Origin of the sequence: Nocardioides sp. (assembly GCF_029937575.1) — a bacterium.
Classification (GTDB): Bacteria; Actinomycetota; Actinomycetes; order Propionibacteriales; family Nocardioidaceae; genus Nocardioides.
Map to the genome: position 1 here is coordinate 1 of NZ_JAPYPS010000076.1, position 18472 is coordinate 18472.

The following is an 18472-nucleotide window of genomic DNA, read 5'->3' on the forward strand; positions in this document are numbered from 1 at the left end:
GTCTATCTCGACACCGACGCGCCCACTGGATCTACACCCTCAATTCGGAAGAGCCGGTTTGAGGCCAGCATGCGAGATGGCCCTGATAACTCGTTGGGGGTCTATGCCCCTAGGACACCGTCCCTCACGAAGTAGTTGAAACCAAACTTGGGGTGCACTGGGTACGCACGACAACGGAAAATGGCGTCTGACACTGCGAGATGTTGGAAGACGTTTCCGCAGGTCAGACGCCATTTTCGACGACTAACGGAAGAGGGTGAAAACCCTCAAATCAGATGTCGTAGTACAGCTCGAACTCGTGCGGGTGCGGGCGGAGCGCCACGGGGGCGATCTCGTGCTCGCGCTTGAAGGCGATCCACGTCTCGATCAGGTCGGGAGTGAACACGTTGCCGGCCGTCAGGTAGTCGTGGTCGGCCTCGAGGGCGTCGAGGACGGCGTCGAGCGAGGTCGGCACCTGGTCGATCTCGGCCATCTCGTCCGGCGGGAGCTCGTAGATGTCCTTGTCGATCGGAGCGGCGGGCTCGATCTTCTTCTGGATGCCGTCGATGCCGGCGAGCATCAGCGCAGCGAACGCGAGATAGGGGTTCGCCGACGGGTCGGGGAACCGGGTCTCGACGCGCTTGGCCTTCGGGTTGGAGCCCGTGATCGGGATCCGCACGGAGGCAGAGCGGTTGCGCGAGGAGTAAACCAGCGAGATCGGGGCCTCGTAGCCCGGCACCAGGCGGTGGTAGGAGTTCACCGTCGGGTTGGTGAAGGCCAACAGCGACGGGGCGTGCTTGAGGATGCCGCCGATGTACCAGCGCGCCATGTCCGACAGGCCGCCGTACCCGGTCTCGTCGTAGAACAGCGGGACGCCGTTCTCCCACAGCGACTGGTGCACGTGCATGCCTGAGCCGTTGTCACCGAAGATGGGCTTCGGCATGAAGGTGACCGACTTGCCCTGCTCCCAGGCGGTGTTCTTGATGAGGTACTTGAACTTCATCACGTCGTCGGCGGCCTTGAGCAGCGTGTCGAAGCGGTAGTTGATCTCCGCCTGACCGGCCGTGCCGACCTCGTGGTGGGCGCGCTCGACGGTCAGGCCGCACTTCTCGAGGTTCTTGACCATGTCGGCGCGCAGGTCGCTGTAGTGGTCGTAGGGCTCGACGGGGAAGTAGCCGCCCTTGAGGCGGGTCTTGTAGCCGAGGTTGTCCTCACCCTCCTTGCCCGAGTTCCACCAGCCCTCCACCGAGTCGATGTGGTAGAAGCCGTGGTTGACATCGGTGGAGTAGCGCACGCTGTCGAAGATGTAGAACTCCGCCTCGGGGGCGAAGAATGCCGTGTCGGCGATGCCCGTGGTCGAGAGGTAGGCCAGGGCCTTGCGCGCGATGTTGCGCGGGTCGCGGGAGTACGGCTCGCCCGTGATCGGGTCGTGGATGAAGAAGTTCAGGTTGAGCGTCTTGGACTTGCGGAAGGGATCGATGTAGGCCGTGGTCACGTCGGGGAACAGCGACATGTCCGACTCGTTGATCGCCTGGAACCCGCGGATGGAGGAACCGTCGAAGTTCAGGCCGTCCTCGAAGACGCTCTGGTCGAACGACGACACAGGCACCGTGAAGTGCTGCATGATGCCGGGCAGGTCGCAGAAGCGAACGTCGACCATCTCGACGCCCTCATCCTTGATGTAGGCGAGGAGTTCCTCGCTGTTGCTGAACATTCGTCCTCCTTGGCCGGCACTCAGCGGTGTTCGGCCGTCACGATCGCGGGTGTGGACCCCGGCGAGACAAGTACGCCAGGAGACCCGAAAGTACGAACGGGCCGTTTCCTGACGGTATCTGTTTTGTTTCCACCGCGTAACGGGTGGTCCGCACCGCGGCCCACGGGGGCGCCTTCTAGGCTGGAGTCGTGGAGCCTGCGACGAAGGATGCGTTCGAGACCGCCTCGTGGGGTCGGCGGATGCTGGCGCTCATCGTCGACTGGGCGGTGTGCACCCTGGTGGTCGTCGCGATCATCGGGACCGAGCAGTACGGCGAGCAGGGCGGCACGAGCGGCTTCATCGTCCTCGGCGCCTATGTCCTGGAAGCAGCCGTCTTCACGTGGCTGCTGGCCGGCTCCTTCGGCAAGCTCGTCACGGGGCTGCGGGTCGTGCCCGCTGGTGGCGTGTGGCGCCCGATCAACCCGGTGCGGCTCCTGGCGAGGCAGGTCCTGGTCGCTCTCGTGATCCCGCCGCTGGTGTTCCGCCCGGACGGGCGCGGCCTGCACGACATGTTCGCCGGCACCGCGACCGTCACCAAAGCCACCTACGTGTCGTTGATCCGCTCGTGACCCATCCTCTGCGCCGCACCCTGCTCGCTGCTGTCCTGCCCGCCACGCTGGTCCTGGCCGGCTGTGGGGGGCAGAGCGACGAGGAGCCGACGTCCTACCTGCTGACCGACCTCGAGGGCGGCACGGCTGCTCCTGGGGACGTCACGCTGCCCGAGCCCCCCGCGAGCGGGACCCCCGCCGACCCGGACGGCCCGCGCCGCACGCCGGGCACCGGGAGCAACGGGAGTGACGCCCCCAGTGGCGACGAACTGGTCGCGCTGGTCTCGGCCGCGGCGGGTCAGGTCGAGACCGTGCGGGTGTCCATCGGCAACCAGACGCCGCCGCCGGACATCGAGGCCGCGTTCGTCTACGGCGACACCGACGCCTTCGACGCGAGCCTGGTCATCACCCCGGACCAGCCCGAAGTGCTCTTCCGGCGCGTCCAGGGGACGTTCTACGCCGGGACGGCGCAGGGTCTCGAGACGGTCGACCCCGACGACCCCCGCGTGTCCTCGGTCGCCGGCGGCGTCGTGCCGGCGTTCCTCGTGTGGAACCCGCTGCTCGACCTCCGAGCGGCCCTCGAGGGAGCCCAGGACGTCGGGGTCGGTGGTCCGGAAGCGATCGACGGGGTCGACGTGACGTCGTACGAGTTCGATCTCGACGTCGACGACCTCCCGCGCCCCTCGCTGATCGTGCCCGACCAGGCCACCGGGACCGCCCGGGTCACGTTCTCGGTCGGCGCCGACGACCTCCCCGTGCGTCTGCAGCTGGAGCGCGACACCGGCGGGATCGAGACGGTCGCGGTCGTCGACTACTCGGCCTGGGGCGAGCGGGTGCAGATCGAGGTGCCGCCAGCCGGCTGAGCGAGTCGGCTCAGCGGCCGCGCATGTTGCCGCGCATGCCCTTCATGCTGGTCGGCACCGGGCCGCGGGGGAGCGGGACCTTGGGGCGCTGGGCGTCGAGGGCCTTCAAGCGGTTGAGGACGTCGGTGATCTCGGCGGGCTTGACCTGACGCCCGAGCTTCTGGACGTGGCGGGTGAGCTTGGGCAGGCGGACCTGACCCTCCTCGTTGCCGACGATGACCTCGTGGATCGGGGTGTCTGCTGCGACACGCTCGTGCTTGCGTCGCTCGCTCATCATCAGCGCCTTGAGCCGGTTGGGGTTGCCCTCCCCGACGAGGACGATGCCAGGGGGCCCGACCACGCGGTGGACCATGTCCTGCTGCTTGGTGAAGCCGACGACCTCGTCGACCTTCCACCCGCGCCGCAGCATCGACAGCGCCCGCGCTCCTGCGCCGGGCTGGCCCTCGAGCCGGGCGAACGCCGCGCGCTGGGCGCGACGGCTGAAGGTGATCATCATGGCGAGCAGTCCGAAGAGGATTGCTCCGATGATCGAGATGACCAGGTTGAAGGTGCCCGACCCCGCGGGGATCAGGTAGAAGATCGCTCCGCCGACCAGCGCACCGACCACGAACATCGCGGCCATCCAGAGACCGATCTTCGGATCGCCCTGCTTGGACATCCGGTAGGTCTCGACGATCTGACGTCGCCGGCTCATCTTCGTCGGGTCGGTCTCGGCCTTCTTGGCGGCACGCTTCGCCGCTCGGGACATCTTCGGCTCGCTGGCCATGATCGTGGGTGCTGCCTATCTGCTGGGTCTGCTGGGCTGGGTCTGCTGGGAGCTCGGGCGGTGGATCAGGCGGGCGCGCCCTGGCGCGCCTGCATCGCCTGACGGTACAACCGACCGGCCCGGTACGACGAACGGACCAGCGGTCCGGAGAGGGCACCGGAGAAGCCGATCGCGTCGGCCTCGTCCTTGAGCTCGACGAACTCCTCGGGCTTGACCCAGCGCTCCACGGGGTGGTGGCGCAACGAGGGGCGCAGGTACTGGGTGATCGTGATGATCTCGCAGCCTGCGTCGTGCAGGTCCTGCAACGCCTGCGAGACCTCCTCGCGGGTCTCACCCATGCCGAGGATCAGGTTGGACTTGGTGACCAGGCCGAAGTCGCGTGCCTGGGTGATCACGTCGAGCGAGCGCTCGTAGCGGAACGCCGGGCGGATCCGCTTGAAGATCCGCGGCACGGTCTCGACGTTGTGGGCCAGGACCTCGGGACGGGACTCGAAGACCTCACGCAGCAGGTCCGGCTTGCCGTTGAAGTCAGGGATGAGGTTCTCGACACCGGTGTCGGGATTCAGCTGGTGGATCTGGCGCACGGTCTCGGCGTACAGCCACGCGCCGCCGTCCTCGAGGTCGTCGCGCGCGACACCGGTGATGGTCGAGTAGCGCAGCTCCATCTTCTGCACCGACTCAGCCACCCGACGCGGCTCGTCACGGTCGAGGGGGAGCGGCTTGCCGGTGTCGATCTGGCAGAAGTCGCAGCGCCGCGTGCACTGCTCCCCGCCGATGAGGAAGGTCGCCTCCCGGTCCTCCCAGCACTCGAAGATGTTCGGGCAGCCGGCCTCCTGGCACACGGTGTGCAGACCCTCGCTCTTCACGAGCTTCATCAGCTCGTTGTACTCCGGCCCCATCTTCGCGCGGGTCTTGATCCACTCCGGCTTGCGCTCGATCGGCGTCTCGGCGTTGCGGACCTCCAAGCGCAGCAGCTTGCGTCCCTCGGGGACGGGCGAGACCGGAGCGGAGGTGGGTGAGCCGGCGGGAGTGGAAGTGGTCACGGCCTCAACCCTACGCCGGGCGACAGGGCGCTCCAACGTGGCTCACGGCACCTCGGCTACGGCACGTCGCGACGACGGAACGAGCCGACAGACGCGGCACCCACGACGCCGAGCAGCACCCCGTAGTACGCGAGTCCCTCGCCCAGGGAGCGGGCGCCCTGGGCGCTGCAGTCCGGATCGGTGTCGAAGAGGGAGTTGTCTCGGTAGCACTTGTCTGGTGGCTCGACGTAGTACGTCGTGCCGTCCGCGATCACCGCCTGAGCGTTGATGGTCGGGTCGACCGGGCCGGGGTCACGCGGTCCGATGGTGGCGAGCAGCAGCCCGCCCGCCACGGAGACGCCGAACAGCAGCCCCAGCGAGAAGACGGTGCTGCGCGAGAGCATGGTGAGCGCATAGCCGCCGAGCGCCGCCGCGGCGGCGATGCCGGCGCCACGCCAGCCGTGCTGCAGGCAGGCGAGCAGGGTGCCGTCCGGTACGGCCTGGTCGCGCCCGCGGACCACGGCGTACAGCCCGAGCCAGTACGCCGTCAGCACGACCACGCTGACCGTGGCGGCCGCGAGGACCAGGGCCAGCGCCTTGGCCGCCCACACCCGCGCGCGCCGAGGCTCGAAGAGCAGCTGATTGCTCATCGACCCGGTGCTCCAGTCGTGGCCGACGAACGTCGTACCGGCGACGAACATCAGTGCCCCGAGCTAGGTGACCACGGTGAGCCCGGAGCCGACCTCACGCTCATTCTGCAGGTCGATCGACTGGGTGTAGAGGAAGTCCTCCGCGCTCGGGATCATGGTGTCCTCGCACGCGGCCAGCAGCGCGTCGGGGTCCTCGCGCACCTGGGGGGCGACCCCATAGCGGTTGGGTCGGTCGACGCACCGCTCGATGTCGCGCTCGATGTCGCGCTCGATGAAGCGGTCGCCGGCGAAGGACGCCGCCTCCCGCTCCGCCCCCCGGGTCGAGGCCGTTGGTGGGCTCGTCCAGGATGAGCAGGTCAGGGCCCTTGAGCAGTGTGGCGGCGATGGCCAGGCGCTGCTTCATGCCCAGCGAGTAGGCCTTGAACCGATCGCCGTCGCGGCCCGTGAGGCCGACGGTCTCGACGCCTCGTCGACACGCGTGGCGGGGACGCCGATGATCCCGGCCAGCAGCATCAGGTTGCGCCGTCCGGACAGGTGGGGCGAGAACTTCGGGGCCTCCACCACGGCACCGACGCGGTCGATCAACTCCGGCAGTCGGCGCGGCACGGACTCCCCGAACAGGCGCATCTCCCCGCTGGTCGCGCGCGCCAGACCGAGCAGCATCCGGATCGTCGTGGTCTTGCCCGACCCGTTGGGGCCGAGGAAGCCGTGCACGCCACCGGCGGGCACCGCGAGGTCGAGGTCGTCGACGGCGACGCGCAGACCGCCGCGTCGTCCGCGGAACTCCTTGCGCAGCCCGGTGGTCTCGATGACCGGACCCGCTGCGTCTCCACCCGAGAGATCACTCACGGGCGCATTGGATCACGGCCTGATGAGCTCGATGCGTGGGACACGCCCCGGCTCGGGCCGCGCCTCGTAGTCCGGTGTCGGGGTGTACGGCGTCCACTCCAGGTAGGAGCGCAGGTGCCGCTCGACGACGGGCAGCACCTCGCCCACGGTGACCGCCCGGCCGAGCTCCTCGCTCAGCGTGGTGACGCCCGCGTCGGCGATGCCGCACGGGACGAACCGGTCGTACCACGCGAGGTCGACGTCGCAGTTGATCGCGAACCCGTGCATGGTCACGCCCCGGCTGACCCGGATGCCGAGGGCGGCGACCTTGCGCTCGGGACGACCGTTCACCGGGTCTGCCCGCAGCCAGACGCCACTTCGTCCCGGGACCCGGGCGGTCGTGACGCCGAGGTCGGCACACGCCTGGATCAGAGCCTCCTCGACGCGCCGTACGTAGTCGACGACCTTGACGTGGTCGGGCAGTCGCACGATCGGGTAGCCGACCAGCTGACCTGGCCCGTGGAAGGTGATCTTCCCGCCCCGGTCGACGTCGACGACGGCGGCGCCACCGGGGTCGACCGGGCGCTCGTGCGGCTCGGTGCGCTTGCCGGCGGTGTAGACGGCCGGGTGCTCGAGCATCAGGACCGTCGGGGGTCGCGTGCCGGCGACCACCTCGGCGTGCACGCTGCGCTGGAGCTCCCACGCCTCGAGGTAGTCGAGCGCCTGGTCGCCGAGGCCGACGCTGTCGACCACGAGCTCGGCCGGGGGATCGGCCAGGGGGTCGGAGACCTCGTCGGCCGGGGCCAGGTGCTGAGCGCTCACGACCCCGACCCTACTCCCGGCCCACTCGCTCCCCGAGCCACGCGAGCTCGCCGGGCATCACGCGCCGGGTGTAGCCGATCTCGTGGCCTCCCTCGCTGTAGTGGGACTCGACGTCGGCCTGCGAGGCGAAGCCGTCGACGTACGTCCTGGTGGCGGGGTAGAACGGGTCCTCGGTGCCGATGTCCACGCGCACCGGGATCCCGGCGAGGTCGTGTTGACGGTCCATGACGGAGAAGCGCTCGTACTCGGCCTCGTCGACGAAGCCGTTCGGGTGGGCGAGCGCCGGGTCGTCGTAGAGGCCCGGGCTGCTGGCGACGACTGCGGCCACCCGGCTGGGGCCCAGCAGGCCTGCGAGCCGCAGGACGCCGTACCCGCCCATCGACCAGCCGAGCATCCCGATCGGCTCGATCAGGACGTCGTCTCGGGCCAGGAGCATCGGGAGGAGCTCGTCGATGACCATCGCGCCCGCGTCCTCGCCCCACGGACGCTCGTGCCAGAAGGTCTTGCCGCCGCTGACCGTCGCCACGGCGAAGGGCGCGACCCCGTCGACGGCGACAGCCCGGGCCAGCGCTCCGGGTAGGTCCCACGGTTCGGCGAGCAACGCCTCGGTCGAGCCGCCGTGCCCGTGCAGGGCGAGGACCAGGGGGAGCGGCCCCACGACGTCGGGAGGTCGGATCAGCGACCAGCGGGTGGCGAGGCCCCCGCGGGCGGCGGAGACGAACGTGTCGCGCACGACGGGACCGGGTCGTACGGCGACGAGATCGTCGTCGGCGGGCGACAGCGCGTCGAGCGAGAGTCCGGCGCCCACGCCGAGACCCACTCCCGCGACGCCTGCGAAGCCGGCCGTGAGGAGGGTGCGCCTGCCGATCCTCCCGTCGCCCACCCCGCGCATCACCTGGCCAGGATCGCACCCTGTGGAGAGACTCGACGGAGATCGGACGATCTGGGGTAGTCCTGGACCATGCGTATCCCCGCCTGGATCGTCGCTCTGCTGGTCGCCCTCGTCACCACGGGCGTCGTGGTGGCAGTGCTGTGCGCGTGGACGCTGCTGCCGGTGACCGAGCCCGCGCCGGTCTCTGCCTCCGCCACCGCGTCGTCACCACGACCGGCCTCGCCCGGCACGTCGACGGAGACGTCGGCGCCACCCACGTCGACGGCGCGCGAGGTGCTGCGGGAGTGGGACCGGCGCCGCGAGGCCGCGTGGATCGCCGCCGACGAGGAGGCGCTGAGCCGGCTCTACGTCCGCGATGCCGTGGCCGGGCGGCGAGACGTGGCCCTGCTGCAGCGCTGGACCGCACGCGGCGCCCACGTCACCACGCTCGAGCCTCAGGTGCTCGAGGTCAGCGTCGTGCGCGAGGCACCTCGACGCCTCGTCCTGCGCGTGACCGACCGGCTCGCGCTCGTCGTGGCCCGCATCGACGGCGAGGTGACGAGGACGCCGGGAGGCAGCCCGAGCACGCGGCTGCTCGGCCTGCGCCGTGGACCCGAGGTCACGTCGCGCTGGCGGGTCGCCTCGGTGCGCCCGGTCCGCAGCGCCGTCGGTGGCGCAGCCGGGTAGTTGGCCAGGCCTGGGAGGCTGTGCGGATGAGAGCCCTGCGCACCCTGCTCGCCGTCGTGCTCGGTGCCGTCGCGCTGACCGGGTGCGGCAGCGACGACCCGGACAACCAGCCCAACCCCTCGACCACCACCGCCTCGGCCGAGACCGAGGCGACCGACCCGATCGAGGCCGTGGATCTCGCGACCGGACTCGACAGCCCCTGGGGACTGCTTCCCCTGGACGACGGTTCGCTTCTCGTCGGCTCCCGCAACACCGGCGCCATCTCGCTGCTCGGCGCCGGAGACTCCGAGCCCACCCAGGTGCGGACGATCGACGTCCGGGCCGAGGGTGAGTCGGGACTGCTGGGCCTCGCGGCCACCGGGGACGAGTCGACCGTGTTCGCCTACTTCACGACGGACGACGACAGTCGCGTGGTCGCCATGTCCTGGGACGGGGCGACGCTGGGAGAGCCGACCGTGATCGTCGACGGCATCCCCGGCGGCGAGACCTTCCACCAGGGCGGTGCCCTGGCTCTGGGGCCCGACGGCCTCCTCTACGTGGCGACGGGCGACAACGGAGCGCCCGGCGATGCCCAGGACCGCGACTCGCTGTCCGGCAAGGTGCTGCGCTACGACCTCGATGGCACGCCGGCGAGCGACAACCCCTTCGGGACCGCCGTCTACAGCTACGGACACCGCAACGTGGAAGGCCTCACCTTCGACGGCGACGGTCGTCTGTGGGCCTCGGAGTTCGGGCAGAACACGTGGGACGAGGTCAACCTCGTGGAGGCCGGGTCCAACTACGGGTGGCCGGAGGTCGAGGGCACCGGTGGAGGGGACGAGTACGTCGACCCCGTGGCGGTCTGGCGTACCGAGGACGCCTCGCCGTCCGGGATCACCTACTGGGACGGCTCGCTGTGGATGGCCGCGCTTCGGGGCCAGACGCTGTGGGAGATCCCCGTCGACACCGGCTCTGCCCAGGACCCGGTGCCGCACCTCGCGGGGGACCACGGCCGACTGCGCAACGTGGTCGTCGCGACCGGTGGCGACGCCCTGTGGCTGGCCACGTCCAACACCGACGGGCGAGGAGAGCCCGCCTCCGACGACGACCGGATCCTGACGCTCACGCGCTGAGGGCGCTCGTCAGCATCTCCGCCACGTCGGTGTCGAGGAACTCGTAGCCCGACTCGAGCAGCGCCGCCGGACGGACGTTGACCGAGCCCAGCAGCTCGGGCGCCATCTCGCCCGCCGCGACCCTGATCACCGCAGCCGGGACGTGCAGGAACGCAGGACGCCGTACGGCGCGTGCCAGCGCCCGGGTGAACTCGGCGTTGGTCGGCGCCTCGGGCAGGCAGATGTTGAAGGGACCCGAGGCCGTGGGGTGCTCGGCGAGGTGGGCGACCGCGCCGATCCAGTCCCGCAGCGACGACATCGGCATGTACTGCTCGCCGTTCCCGATCCTGCCTCCGGCGCCCGCGAGGAACTGCAGCCGCTGCTGCTGCAGCGGAGCGGAGCGGCGGTCCATGACGGGTGAGGTGCGCAGGATGCACACTCGGGCCCCGGCCTCGTCCGCGGCGGTGGTCGCGGCCTGCCACTCGCGCGTGACGTCGGTGAGCAAGGCGTGACCGCGGGTGTCCGAGACCTCGGTGAGGACCGCCGACCCGTGGTCGCCGTAGTAGGAGATGCCGTTGCCGGCGAGGTACGCCGGTGGGCGGGGCGCCGCGGCGATCGCCTCGGCCAGGACGCGCGTCGTGGTCACGCGGCTCTCCCTCAGCTCGCGGGCCCACTTCTTCGAGTGCGGGTTGCCGAGGGTGGGGGAGCCGGCGAGGTTGATCACCACGTCGGCGGCGTCGACGGCCTGCTGCGGCACACCGTCGCCGTACGGGTCCCACGCGACCTCCGAGGAGGACTCAGCGGGACGACGAGTCAGGATCGTGACGCTGTGGCCACGCTCGATGAGGGCGCGGCGCAGGTGGGACCCGAGAAAACCCGAGCCGCCGCCGAGGAGGATGGAGAGGGACATGCCGGCCAGCCTAGGCAGGTCGGCCGTTGTCCCTCACCACCCCTGAGGCGCTATACCTCGAAGGTGCCCGACTCCAGGCGCTTCTTGATCGACTGGAGGAAGCGACCGGCGTCGGCACCGTCGACGAGCCGGTGGTCGTAGGTCAGGGCCAGGTAGACCATGTGACGCACCGCGATCGTCTCGCCCAGGTTGGGATCGTCGATCACCACCGGTCGCTTGACCACGGCGCCCGGCCCCAGGATCCCGACCTGCGGCTTGTTGATGATGGGCGTGTCCCACAAGGCGCCCACGCTGCCGAGGTTGGTGATCGTGAACGTGCCGCCGCCGAGCTCGTCGGGACCGATCTTGTTGGTGCGCGTGCGCTCGGCGACGTCGGCGATCTTCTTGGCCAGTCCGGCGATCGAGAGGTCGCCGGCATCCTTGACGACCGGGGTGATCAGACCCTTCTCGGTGTCGACCGCGAAGGCGAGGTTCTCGACGTCGTAGTAGGTGATCTCACCGGCGTCGGTGTCGATCGTGGCGTTGAGCTTGGGGTGCTCCTTGAGCGCGTCGACCGCCGCCTTGGCGAAGAACGGCAGGTAGGACAGCTTCACCCCCTCGCGGGCGAGGAAGTCGGCCTTGGTCGCGTCGCGGAGTCGGGCCACGTTGGTGACGTCGACCTCGACCACCTGGGTGAGCTGGGCGCCGGTCTGCAACGAGTCGACCATCCGCTCGGCGATGATCTTGCGGAGCCGGCTGATCTTCTCGGTCGTCCCGCGCAGGGGCGACGGGGTGACGGAGGGCGCCGACCCGGAGCCGGACGAGCCGGCTGCTGGAGTCGAAGGCGCGGTCGCGGCGGCGGCCGGGGCCTCCTTGGCCTTGGCGGCGTCGAGCACGTCCTGCTTGCGGATCCGGCCGCCGACCCCGGAGCCGGAGACCGAGGACAGGTCCACGTTGTGCTGGTTGGCGAGCTTGCGCACCAGGGGAGTGACGTAGCCGCCGGAGTCGGAGTCTCCCGACGAGCCCGACGCCGCAGGTGCCGCAGGCTTCTCGGGTGCGGGTGCGGGCTTCTTCTCGGATTCCGGCTTCGACTCGGGCTTCTTCTCGGGTGCGGGCTCGGGCTTCTTCTCCGGCTCGGGCTTCTTCTCCGGCTCCGGCTCCGGCTCGGGCTCGGGCTCCGGCTCGGGCTCCGGTTCGGGCTCCGACGGCGCTGCTGCACCGTCGCCGATGACGGCCAGCTCGGCGCCGACCTCGACGGTCTCGTCCTCCTCGGCCTTGATCTCGAGCAGGGTGCCGGCGACGGGCGAGGGGATCTCGGTGTCGACCTTGTCGGTCGAGACCTCCAGGAGCGGCTCGTCGACGGCGACGTCGTCGCCCACGGACTTGAGCCAGCGCGTCACGGTGCCCTCGGTGACGGACTCACCGAGCGCCGGGAGCGTGACCGGCGTACCGGATCCACCACCGCCACCGGACCCGCCGGAGGCCGCCGCGGGCTTCTCCTTCTCGGGGGTCTCGTCGCCCTCGGGGAGCTCGCCGGTCTCCTCGACGTGCTCCTCCTCCTGCTCGGCCTTCTTCTCTGCCTCCTCCTCGTCCTTCGGCTCGGCCTCGGGCTCGGCAGAGCCGTCGGCGTCGTCGCTGGACTCGCTCTCGTCGCCGATCGTGGCCAGGACGGCGCCGACCTCGACGGTCTCGTCCTCCTCGGCCTTGATCTCGAGGAGCGTGCCGGCGACGGGCGAGGGGATCTCGGTGTCGACCTTGTCGGTGGAGACCTCGAGGAGCGGCTCGTCGACGGCGACAGAGTCACCCACCTGCTTGAGCCAGCGGGTGACGGTGCCCTCGGTGACGGATTCGCCGAGCGCCGGGAGGGTGACTTCTTCTGCCATGGGTCTAGGAGTTCCTTCGTCTCGTGATGGGGCTGGCTGGTCAGGAGTGGGCGTGGAGCGCTTTGCCGGCGAGGGCGAGGTGTGCCTCGCCCAGCGCCTCGTTCTGGGTGGGGTGGGCGTGCACCAGAGGGGCGACGTCGTCGGCGTGCGCCTCCCAGTTGTAGATCAGCTGAGCCTCGCCGATCAGCTCGCCGACGCGGTCGCCGACGAGGTGGACGCCGATCACCGGTCCGTCGGTGCGTCGGATCAGCTTGACGAAGCCCTGGGTCTTGAGGATCTGGCTCTTGCCGTTGCCGCCGAGGTCGTAGGTCAGGGTCTCGATCCCCTCGGTCCCGTAGGCCTCGGCGGCTGCCGCCTCGTCCAGCCCGACGGAGGCGATCTCGGGCTGGGAGTAGGTGACGCGGGGGATCCCGGTCTCGTCGATCGGTTGCGGGTCGAGGCCGGCAATGTCCTCGGCGACGAAGATGCCCTGCTGGAACCCGCGGTGCGCCAGCTGGAGACCGGGCACGATGTCGCCGACGGCGTACACGCCCTCGACGTTGGTGCGGCAGCGCTCGTCGGCCAGGACGAAGCCGCGCTCCATCTCGACACCGATCTCCTCGTAGCCGAGGTCGGCGGTCGAGGGACCGCGGCCGACCGCGACGAGCAGCAGGTCGGCCTGGAGGACGTCGCCCGACTGGAGCGTCACCGCGACGCCCTCGTCGGTGGTTGCGACCTCCTTGAACGGGCTGGCCGTGCGGAAGGCGATCTTGCGCTTGCGGAAGGCTCGCTCGAGGGCCTTGGACGACGCCTCGTCCTCGGCGGCGACCAGGCGCGGGAGCGCCTCCACGATCGTGACCTCGGCGCCGAAGCTGCGCCAGACGCTGGCGAACTCGCACCCGATGACGCCGCCACCGAGCACGATCACCGATGCCGGGACCTCCTCGAGCCGCAGGGCATGCTCGGAGGTGATCACGCGCTTGCCGTCGATCTCGAGGCCGGGCAGGGACTTGGCGTAGGACCCGGAGGCCAGCACCAGGTGCCGGCCGGCGTACGTCGTGTCGCCGACGCGGACCTCGCCGGGGCCGGTGACCGTGCCGGCACCCTCGATGACGGTGATGCCGCGGCCCTTGATCAGGCCGGCCAGGCCCTTGTGGAGGCGAGAGACGACGCCGTCCTTGTAGCTGTTGACGCCGGGCATGTCGATGCCCTCGAAGCTCGCCCTGACTCCGAACTGCTCGGACTCACGGGTGTTGTCGGCGACCTCGGCGGCGTGCAGCAGCGCCTTGGTGGGGATGCAGCCGACGTGCAGGCAGGTGCCGCCCAGCTTGCCCTTCTCGACGAGCCCGACACGGAGCCCGAGCTGTGCTGCGCGCAGGGCGCAGGCATAGCCACCGGAGCCCGCACCGAGGATGAGTACGTCGAAGTCGGTCTCGGCCACCTTGGTCCTTCCGTGAGTGGACGACCCATCCTTGCACTACCTGTCACATCGGACGACAGGCGCCGGTCACCAACCCGTCCCAGCACCGCGGCAGCCCCGCCGACACCGGGTCGCCGTCGTGTCGTGGATCGCTGCAGGGGGTTCTGGCGACATCGTGTGCAGGGACCGGGCAGACTGGGGCCCATGGGTTTCCTCGACCGCTTCCGCCGCGGCTCACGCACCAAGATGAGTGGGCCGTCTCGCGACGCTGCCCGCACCGGATCGACGCGCGTGCGCGCCGCGGACAAGGTCGACGAGCAGCACCTGCGCGAGTTCGTCGACTCCAAGCGCGGCGTCGAGGGGTTCGTCGAGCCGCGCACCGCCGTCAGCGAGGTGACCCTGCTCCTGGTCGCCTTCGACGGAGAGTGGACGCGGCGCCGCGTGCCGTCGATCAACTGGGCGCACGACTTCTGCAACAAGCACCAGGTGCCGTCCTACGACGCCGGGCTGGTGGGCATCCCGCAGCGGATGCGGGAGTACAACTCGCGGATCAAGCAGCAGCGCCGCCAGCAGGGACTCCAGTAGCCGACGGCGGCCCCGCCGCGCGCTGCGCCACCTGGCGCTGCCCGGTGCGCTACTTGTCGTCGGCGAACGCGCGGGCGAACTCGACCAGGGTCGAGACCGCGACGCCGGTGCCGCCGCTGCTGACGTGACCGGCCGGTCCGCCGGAGTTGAACGACGGCCCGGCGATGTCGAGGTGCGCCCACGGCAGGCCAGCGGTGAACTCCCGCAGGAACGCTGCTGCGAAGAGCCCACCTCCCCAGCGGATCCAGTCGTGCTGGGACAGGTCGGCGATCTTCGTGGTGTGGATCCGCTCCGACATCTGCTCGGGGATGGGCATCGGCCAGAAGTCCTCGCCGGCCGTCGCCGAGGCGGACAGCACGTCGGCGACGACGTCGTCGCCGCCCATCACGCCCGAGATCTTGTCGCCCAGCGCCACGACCATCGCCCCGGTCAACGTGGCGACGTCGAGGATCGCGTCGGGCTTCTGCTCGGTCGCCATCACCAGGGCGTCGGCGAGGACCAGCCGACCCTCGGCGTCGGTGTTGAGGACCTCCACGGTCGTCCCGCCGTGGATGGTGATGACGTCGCCCGGACGCATCGCCGAGCCGCCGAGCATGTTCTCGGCGAGCGCGGCGTACGTCGTGACCTGGACGGGCAGCCCGAGGTCGGCGATCGCGAAGGTCGCGTTGACGACCGCCGCGGCGCCCGCCATGTCGGACTTCATCTCGTGCATGCTCGCGGCGGGCTTGATGCTGAGCCCGCCCGAGTCGAAGGTGATGCCCTTGCCGACCAGGGCGAGGTGTCGCTTGGCGCCCTTGGGTGTGTAGGTCAGCGTGACCAGGCGCGGGGGAGCGTCGGAGGCGGAGCCGACCCCGAGGAGACCCCCGCAGCCGAGCTCGGCGAGCTGGGTCTCGTCGAGGACCTGGATCGTGACCTTGCCACCGCGTCCGCGCTCCTTGACGATCTCGGCGATCGCGTCGGCGAAGCCCGGGGGGCGCAGGTCATTGGGCGGGGTGTTGACGAAGTCACGGGTGCGGGCGACGGCACCGGCGATGACCTTGCCCTCCTCGAAGGCGGCGATGGCGTCCTTCTTGCGCGCCACCGGGCTGAGCACGACGACCTCGCCCGGGGACTTGCTGGGGCCGGAGGCCTTGTAGGTCGTGAAGCTGTAGGAGCCCAGCGCGTAGCCCTCGGTGGCGGCCCGGACCAGCTCGGGGGTGTCGGCGGGCAGTGCGACCGCGACGGAGGCCGCGTTGGTGACGCTGCGCGCGGCGTTGCCGGCCGCACGGCGTACGGCGAGGTGGTCGGGGTCGTTGCCGAGGCCGACGAGCACGAGCATGGGGGAGCTGATCGCCCCCGACGTCGGGACCTTGACCGTTTCTCCCGACTTGCCGGTGACACCCAGGGCCGACAGGAGCGGCCCGAGCTTGCGGCCGTAGGCCTTGGCGACGTCCTGTCCGCCCGGCGCGATCGCGGGCCCCGAGGAGCCCGTCACCACCCCCACGACCACGGCATCGGCACGGGACTTGGCAGGACTGGCGTTGCGCAGTGAGTAAGACGTCACCGGGGCAGGATAGGTCAGGACCCGTGAGCCCAGCGCTCCACACGGTCCCCCGTGGTGGGGTGTCGGGCTGCGATAGGTTCGCGTCATGGCTGACGAGTTGCTCCGCTCCCCGCTGCACGAGCGCCACGAGGCGCTCGGCGCGAAGTTCGCCGAGTTCGGTGGTTGGTCGATGCCTCTGGAGTACGCCGGCGAGCGCGGCGGCGTGGTCAAGGAGCACACGGCCGTCCGGACGGCCGTTGGCCTCTTCGACGTCAGCCACCTCGGCAAGGCAACGGTCAGCGGCCCGGGTGCGGCGGCGTACGTCAATGCCACGCTGAGCAACGACCTCGCCAAGATCGGCCCGGGCCGCGCCCAGTACACGCTGTGCTGCGACGACGCGACCGGCGGTGTCGTCGATGACCTCATCGCCTACTACCAGGACGACGACCACGTGCTGCTGGTCCCCAACGCGGCCAACACCGCCGAGGTGGTGAGGCGCCTGACCGAGGGAGCGCCCGAGGGCATCTCGGTGATCGACCAGCACCGCGACTACGCCGTGCTGGCACTCCAGGGCACCTCGTCCGACGAGGTGCTTCAGGCGGTCGGACTCCCCGCCGGCCACGGCTACATGTCCTTCGTCGAGAGCGGCTTCGACGGCGCCGAGGGCGTCGGTGTCGTGGTCTGCCGCACGGGCTACACCGGTGAGCGCGGCTACGAGCTGATCATCGAGAACGACGCGGCGCCGGCTCTGTGGGACGCGTTGATGGCTGCCGGACAGTCCTTCGGGATCGCCGCCTGCGGGCTGGGAGCGCGCGACACGCTGCGCACCGAGATGGGCTACCCCCTCCACGGCCAGGACATCTCCCTCGACGTCACCCCCAACGAGGCGCGCCTCGGGTGGGCGGTCGGCTGGTCCAAGGAGGCGTTCTGGGGTCGGGACGTGCTGCTCGAGGAGAGGGAGCAGGGACCTCGACGGCGACTGATCGCGTTGAAGGCGACCGGGCGCGGGATCCCGCGCCCGCACATGGGCGTCAGCCTCACCCCGGACGTGCTGATCGGCGAGATCACCTCCGGCACCTTCTCCCCGACGCTCAAGCAGGGCGTGGCTCTGGCCCTGGTCAGCGCCGGGATCGACCCGGAGGCCGAGCTGGGCGTCGACGTGCGAGGCCGTCGTGAGGCGTTCCAGCAGGTCAAGCTCCCCTTCGTCGACACCTCCGTCCGCGAGCAGTGAGGCACGCATGAACCTCCCCGACCAGCCGCCCACCTTCCGACGCCCGAGCGCTGCGGAGCGCCCGTGGTCCTGGCGCCTCGAGAACGCCGCCGGAGACGAGGTGCCCGTCTCCGGAGACCTCGAGGGGCAGCGCTTCACCAACCAGGCCGACGCCGAGTCGTGGGTGGGCGAGATCTGGGCCGATCTGGCCGCTGCCGGGGTGGACCAGGTGGTCTTGTTCGAGCACGAGCGACGCGTCTACGGACCGATGTCGCTGCACGCCTGATCGCGGGTTCCCTCGCGGTCGGCACGTCCTGCCGACCAGGTGTCGGCCGACCACGCCCGGGTGCGGTCGGTCCCGCTGGTGTGGGCTTCGTGGTCGTGCGGCTGGGCGGTGCGCCAGTGGGCCCGACCCTGGCGCAGTGACGTGTCCTGAGGTGTGTGGACGTGCCGATGGCCCCGCCGGTGTCGGCGGGGTGGCGGGGCGGGGTGTTCAGGGCTCGGAGTCGGGTGGGACCTGGTGGATCTGGGTGGTGATGGGCATCCGGCCGTGGCGTCGGCTGCGGGTGATGCGGAAGTGGGTGCCGGTGGGGCTGGTCCAGTCGTAGACGCCTGGTTGGGGTGTCTCGTAGGTCCAGGGGGAGAAGGTCTTGGTGCGGTGGTGTCGTCGGCAGAGCAGTGCGAGGTTGGACGTGGTGGTCTTCCCGCCGGCGGAGGCTGAGCAGCGAGCGCCAGCGAGCGTCGACGAAGCCCGGTGAGTCGTCGTCGGCGGTCGTGTCGCCGGGTTTCGACACGCTCCGTCGCGGGTTCGTTCCTCACCCGCGGTCGCTGCTCAACCACCAATGATCACGCCCTCGCGAGCTCGGCCGTGATCGATCTGGGCGTAGGTGCAGGAGTGCAGGACGGGGGCGAGCATCTGGTCGATGTAGGTGGCGGCCTCGTAGGTGAGGTTCATGGTGAGCTCGGCGAGACGGAACGCTTTCCACTTCGGTACCTGCAGGGCTACGACGCGTTCCCAGGTGCGGCGCAGGCGGTAGCGCAGCTCGAGGGTCTTGCCGACGAAGTGGCACCCGGCATCGGATGACATGCCCAGCGTGGCGGCGA

18 protein-coding genes and 2 pseudogenes are annotated in these 18472 nt (G+C 70.3%); 7 read left to right on the forward strand and 13 right to left on the reverse strand.

What is annotated here, in order from left to right:
- Nucleotides 1-271 precede the first annotated feature (271 nt).
- Entirely contained in the window at nt 272-1693 is a 1422-nt protein-coding gene (gene glnA / locus Q1K33_RS18150) for a type I glutamate--ammonia ligase (RefSeq protein WP_300406154.1), read from the reverse strand.
- A gap of 188 nt (nt 1694-1881) precedes the next feature.
- Between glnA and Q1K33_RS18155 the strand changes: the two genes are divergently transcribed.
- Nucleotides 1882-2301, forward strand: a complete 420-nt coding sequence (locus Q1K33_RS18155; RefSeq protein ID WP_300406155.1) for an RDD family protein — start codon at nt 1882-1884, stop codon at nt 2299-2301.
- Nucleotides 2298-3143 carry a hypothetical protein gene (locus tag Q1K33_RS18160; protein WP_300406156.1) on the forward strand — a complete coding sequence of 282 codons (846 nt, stop codon included), beginning with the start codon at nt 2298-2300 and terminating at the stop codon, nt 3141-3143. Before Q1K33_RS18155 ends, Q1K33_RS18160 begins: the two co-directional genes overlap by 4 nt.
- Before the next feature lie 10 nt (nt 3144-3153).
- On the opposite strand, the gene Q1K33_RS18165 is transcribed toward Q1K33_RS18160, so the two are convergent.
- The 7 genes and pseudogenes from Q1K33_RS18165 to Q1K33_RS18195 all read right to left on the reverse strand — a co-directional run bounded on the left by Q1K33_RS18165 (nt 3154) and on the right by Q1K33_RS18195 (nt 8123).
- Entirely contained in the window at nt 3154-3909 is a 756-nt protein-coding gene (locus tag Q1K33_RS18165; protein ID WP_300406157.1) for a DUF4191 domain-containing protein, read from the reverse strand.
- Nucleotides 3910-3974: 65 nt separating this feature from the next.
- On the reverse strand, nt 3975-4883 hold the full coding sequence (lipA, locus tag Q1K33_RS18170; RefSeq protein ID WP_300406168.1) for a lipoyl synthase: 909 nt from the start codon (nt 4881-4883) through the stop codon (nt 3975-3977).
- 125 nt (nt 4884-5008) lie between these two features.
- Nucleotides 5009-5632, reverse strand: a complete 624-nt coding sequence (locus tag Q1K33_RS18175) for a hypothetical protein (RefSeq protein WP_300406158.1) — start codon at nt 5630-5632, stop codon at nt 5009-5011.
- Between the two features lie 12 nt (nt 5633-5644).
- Nucleotides 5645-5782 (reverse strand): hypothetical protein, encoded by a 138-nt coding sequence (locus Q1K33_RS18180; protein ID WP_300406171.1) that lies wholly within the window; start codon nt 5780-5782, stop codon nt 5645-5647.
- A gap of 187 nt (nt 5783-5969) precedes the next feature.
- Nucleotides 5970-6430, reverse strand: a pseudogene (locus Q1K33_RS18185) (ATP-binding cassette domain-containing protein); the annotation flags it as partial.
- A gap of 12 nt (nt 6431-6442) precedes the next feature.
- On the reverse strand, nt 6443-7186 hold the full coding sequence (lipB, locus tag Q1K33_RS18190) for a lipoyl(octanoyl) transferase LipB (RefSeq protein ID WP_300406169.1): 744 nt from the start codon (nt 7184-7186) through the stop codon (nt 6443-6445).
- A gap of 55 nt (nt 7187-7241) precedes the next feature.
- Nucleotides 7242-8123: an alpha/beta hydrolase-fold protein gene (locus Q1K33_RS18195; RefSeq protein ID WP_300406170.1), complete on the reverse strand. Its 882-nt coding sequence runs from the start codon at nt 8121-8123 to the stop codon at nt 7242-7244.
- A gap of 69 nt (nt 8124-8192) precedes the next feature.
- On the opposite strand from Q1K33_RS18195, the gene Q1K33_RS18200 reads away from it, so the two are divergent.
- Both Q1K33_RS18200 and Q1K33_RS18205 read left to right on the forward strand, forming a co-directional pair.
- Nucleotides 8193-8789 carry a hypothetical protein gene (locus Q1K33_RS18200; protein ID WP_300406159.1) on the forward strand — a complete coding sequence of 199 codons (597 nt, stop codon included), beginning with the start codon at nt 8193-8195 and terminating at the stop codon, nt 8787-8789.
- A gap of 26 nt (nt 8790-8815) precedes the next feature.
- Entirely contained in the window at nt 8816-9901 is a 1086-nt protein-coding gene (locus tag Q1K33_RS18205) for a PQQ-dependent sugar dehydrogenase (protein ID WP_300406160.1), read from the forward strand.
- Here Q1K33_RS18205 and Q1K33_RS18210 read toward each other — a convergent pair.
- Genes Q1K33_RS18210 through lpdA form a run of 3 tightly spaced genes read right to left on the reverse strand, consistent with a single transcriptional unit; the run spans nt 9891 to nt 14072 of the window.
- Nucleotides 9891-10790, reverse strand: coding sequence for a TIGR01777 family oxidoreductase (locus Q1K33_RS18210; protein WP_300406161.1), 900 nt, complete (start codon nt 10788-10790; stop codon nt 9891-9893). The two genes, Q1K33_RS18205 and Q1K33_RS18210, sit on opposite strands and share 11 nt — an antisense overlap.
- A gap of 50 nt (nt 10791-10840) precedes the next feature.
- Entirely contained in the window at nt 10841-12652 is a 1812-nt protein-coding gene (gene sucB / locus Q1K33_RS18215; RefSeq protein WP_300406162.1) for a 2-oxoglutarate dehydrogenase, E2 component, dihydrolipoamide succinyltransferase, read from the reverse strand.
- Nucleotides 12653-12692: 40 nt separating this feature from the next.
- Entirely contained in the window at nt 12693-14072 is a 1380-nt protein-coding gene (gene lpdA, locus Q1K33_RS18220; RefSeq protein WP_300406163.1) for a dihydrolipoyl dehydrogenase, read from the reverse strand.
- A 183-nt stretch (nt 14073-14255) separates the two neighbouring features.
- On the opposite strand from lpdA, the gene Q1K33_RS18225 reads away from it, so the two are divergent.
- Nucleotides 14256-14636 carry a hypothetical protein gene (locus tag Q1K33_RS18225; protein ID WP_300406164.1) on the forward strand — a complete coding sequence of 127 codons (381 nt, stop codon included), beginning with the start codon at nt 14256-14258 and terminating at the stop codon, nt 14634-14636.
- A gap of 49 nt (nt 14637-14685) precedes the next feature.
- Here Q1K33_RS18225 and Q1K33_RS18230 read toward each other — a convergent pair whose 3' ends face one another.
- Nucleotides 14686-16179: a leucyl aminopeptidase gene (locus Q1K33_RS18230; protein WP_300406165.1), complete on the reverse strand. Its 1494-nt coding sequence runs from the start codon at nt 16177-16179 to the stop codon at nt 14686-14688.
- Between the two features lie 85 nt (nt 16180-16264).
- On the opposite strand from Q1K33_RS18230, the gene gcvT reads away from it, so the two are divergent.
- Both gcvT and Q1K33_RS18240 read left to right on the forward strand, forming a co-directional pair.
- A complete protein-coding gene (gcvT, locus tag Q1K33_RS18235) occupies nt 16265-17389 on the forward strand; it encodes a glycine cleavage system aminomethyltransferase GcvT (RefSeq protein WP_300406166.1) in 1125 nt (374 codons plus the stop codon).
- Between the two features lie 7 nt (nt 17390-17396).
- Nucleotides 17397-17654 (forward strand): hypothetical protein, encoded by a 258-nt coding sequence (locus Q1K33_RS18240; RefSeq protein WP_300406167.1) that lies wholly within the window; start codon nt 17397-17399, stop codon nt 17652-17654.
- 546 nt (nt 17655-18200) lie between these two features.
- Here Q1K33_RS18240 and Q1K33_RS18245 read toward each other — a convergent pair.
- A pseudogene (locus Q1K33_RS18245) lies at nt 18201-18472 on the reverse strand (hypothetical protein); the annotation flags it as partial.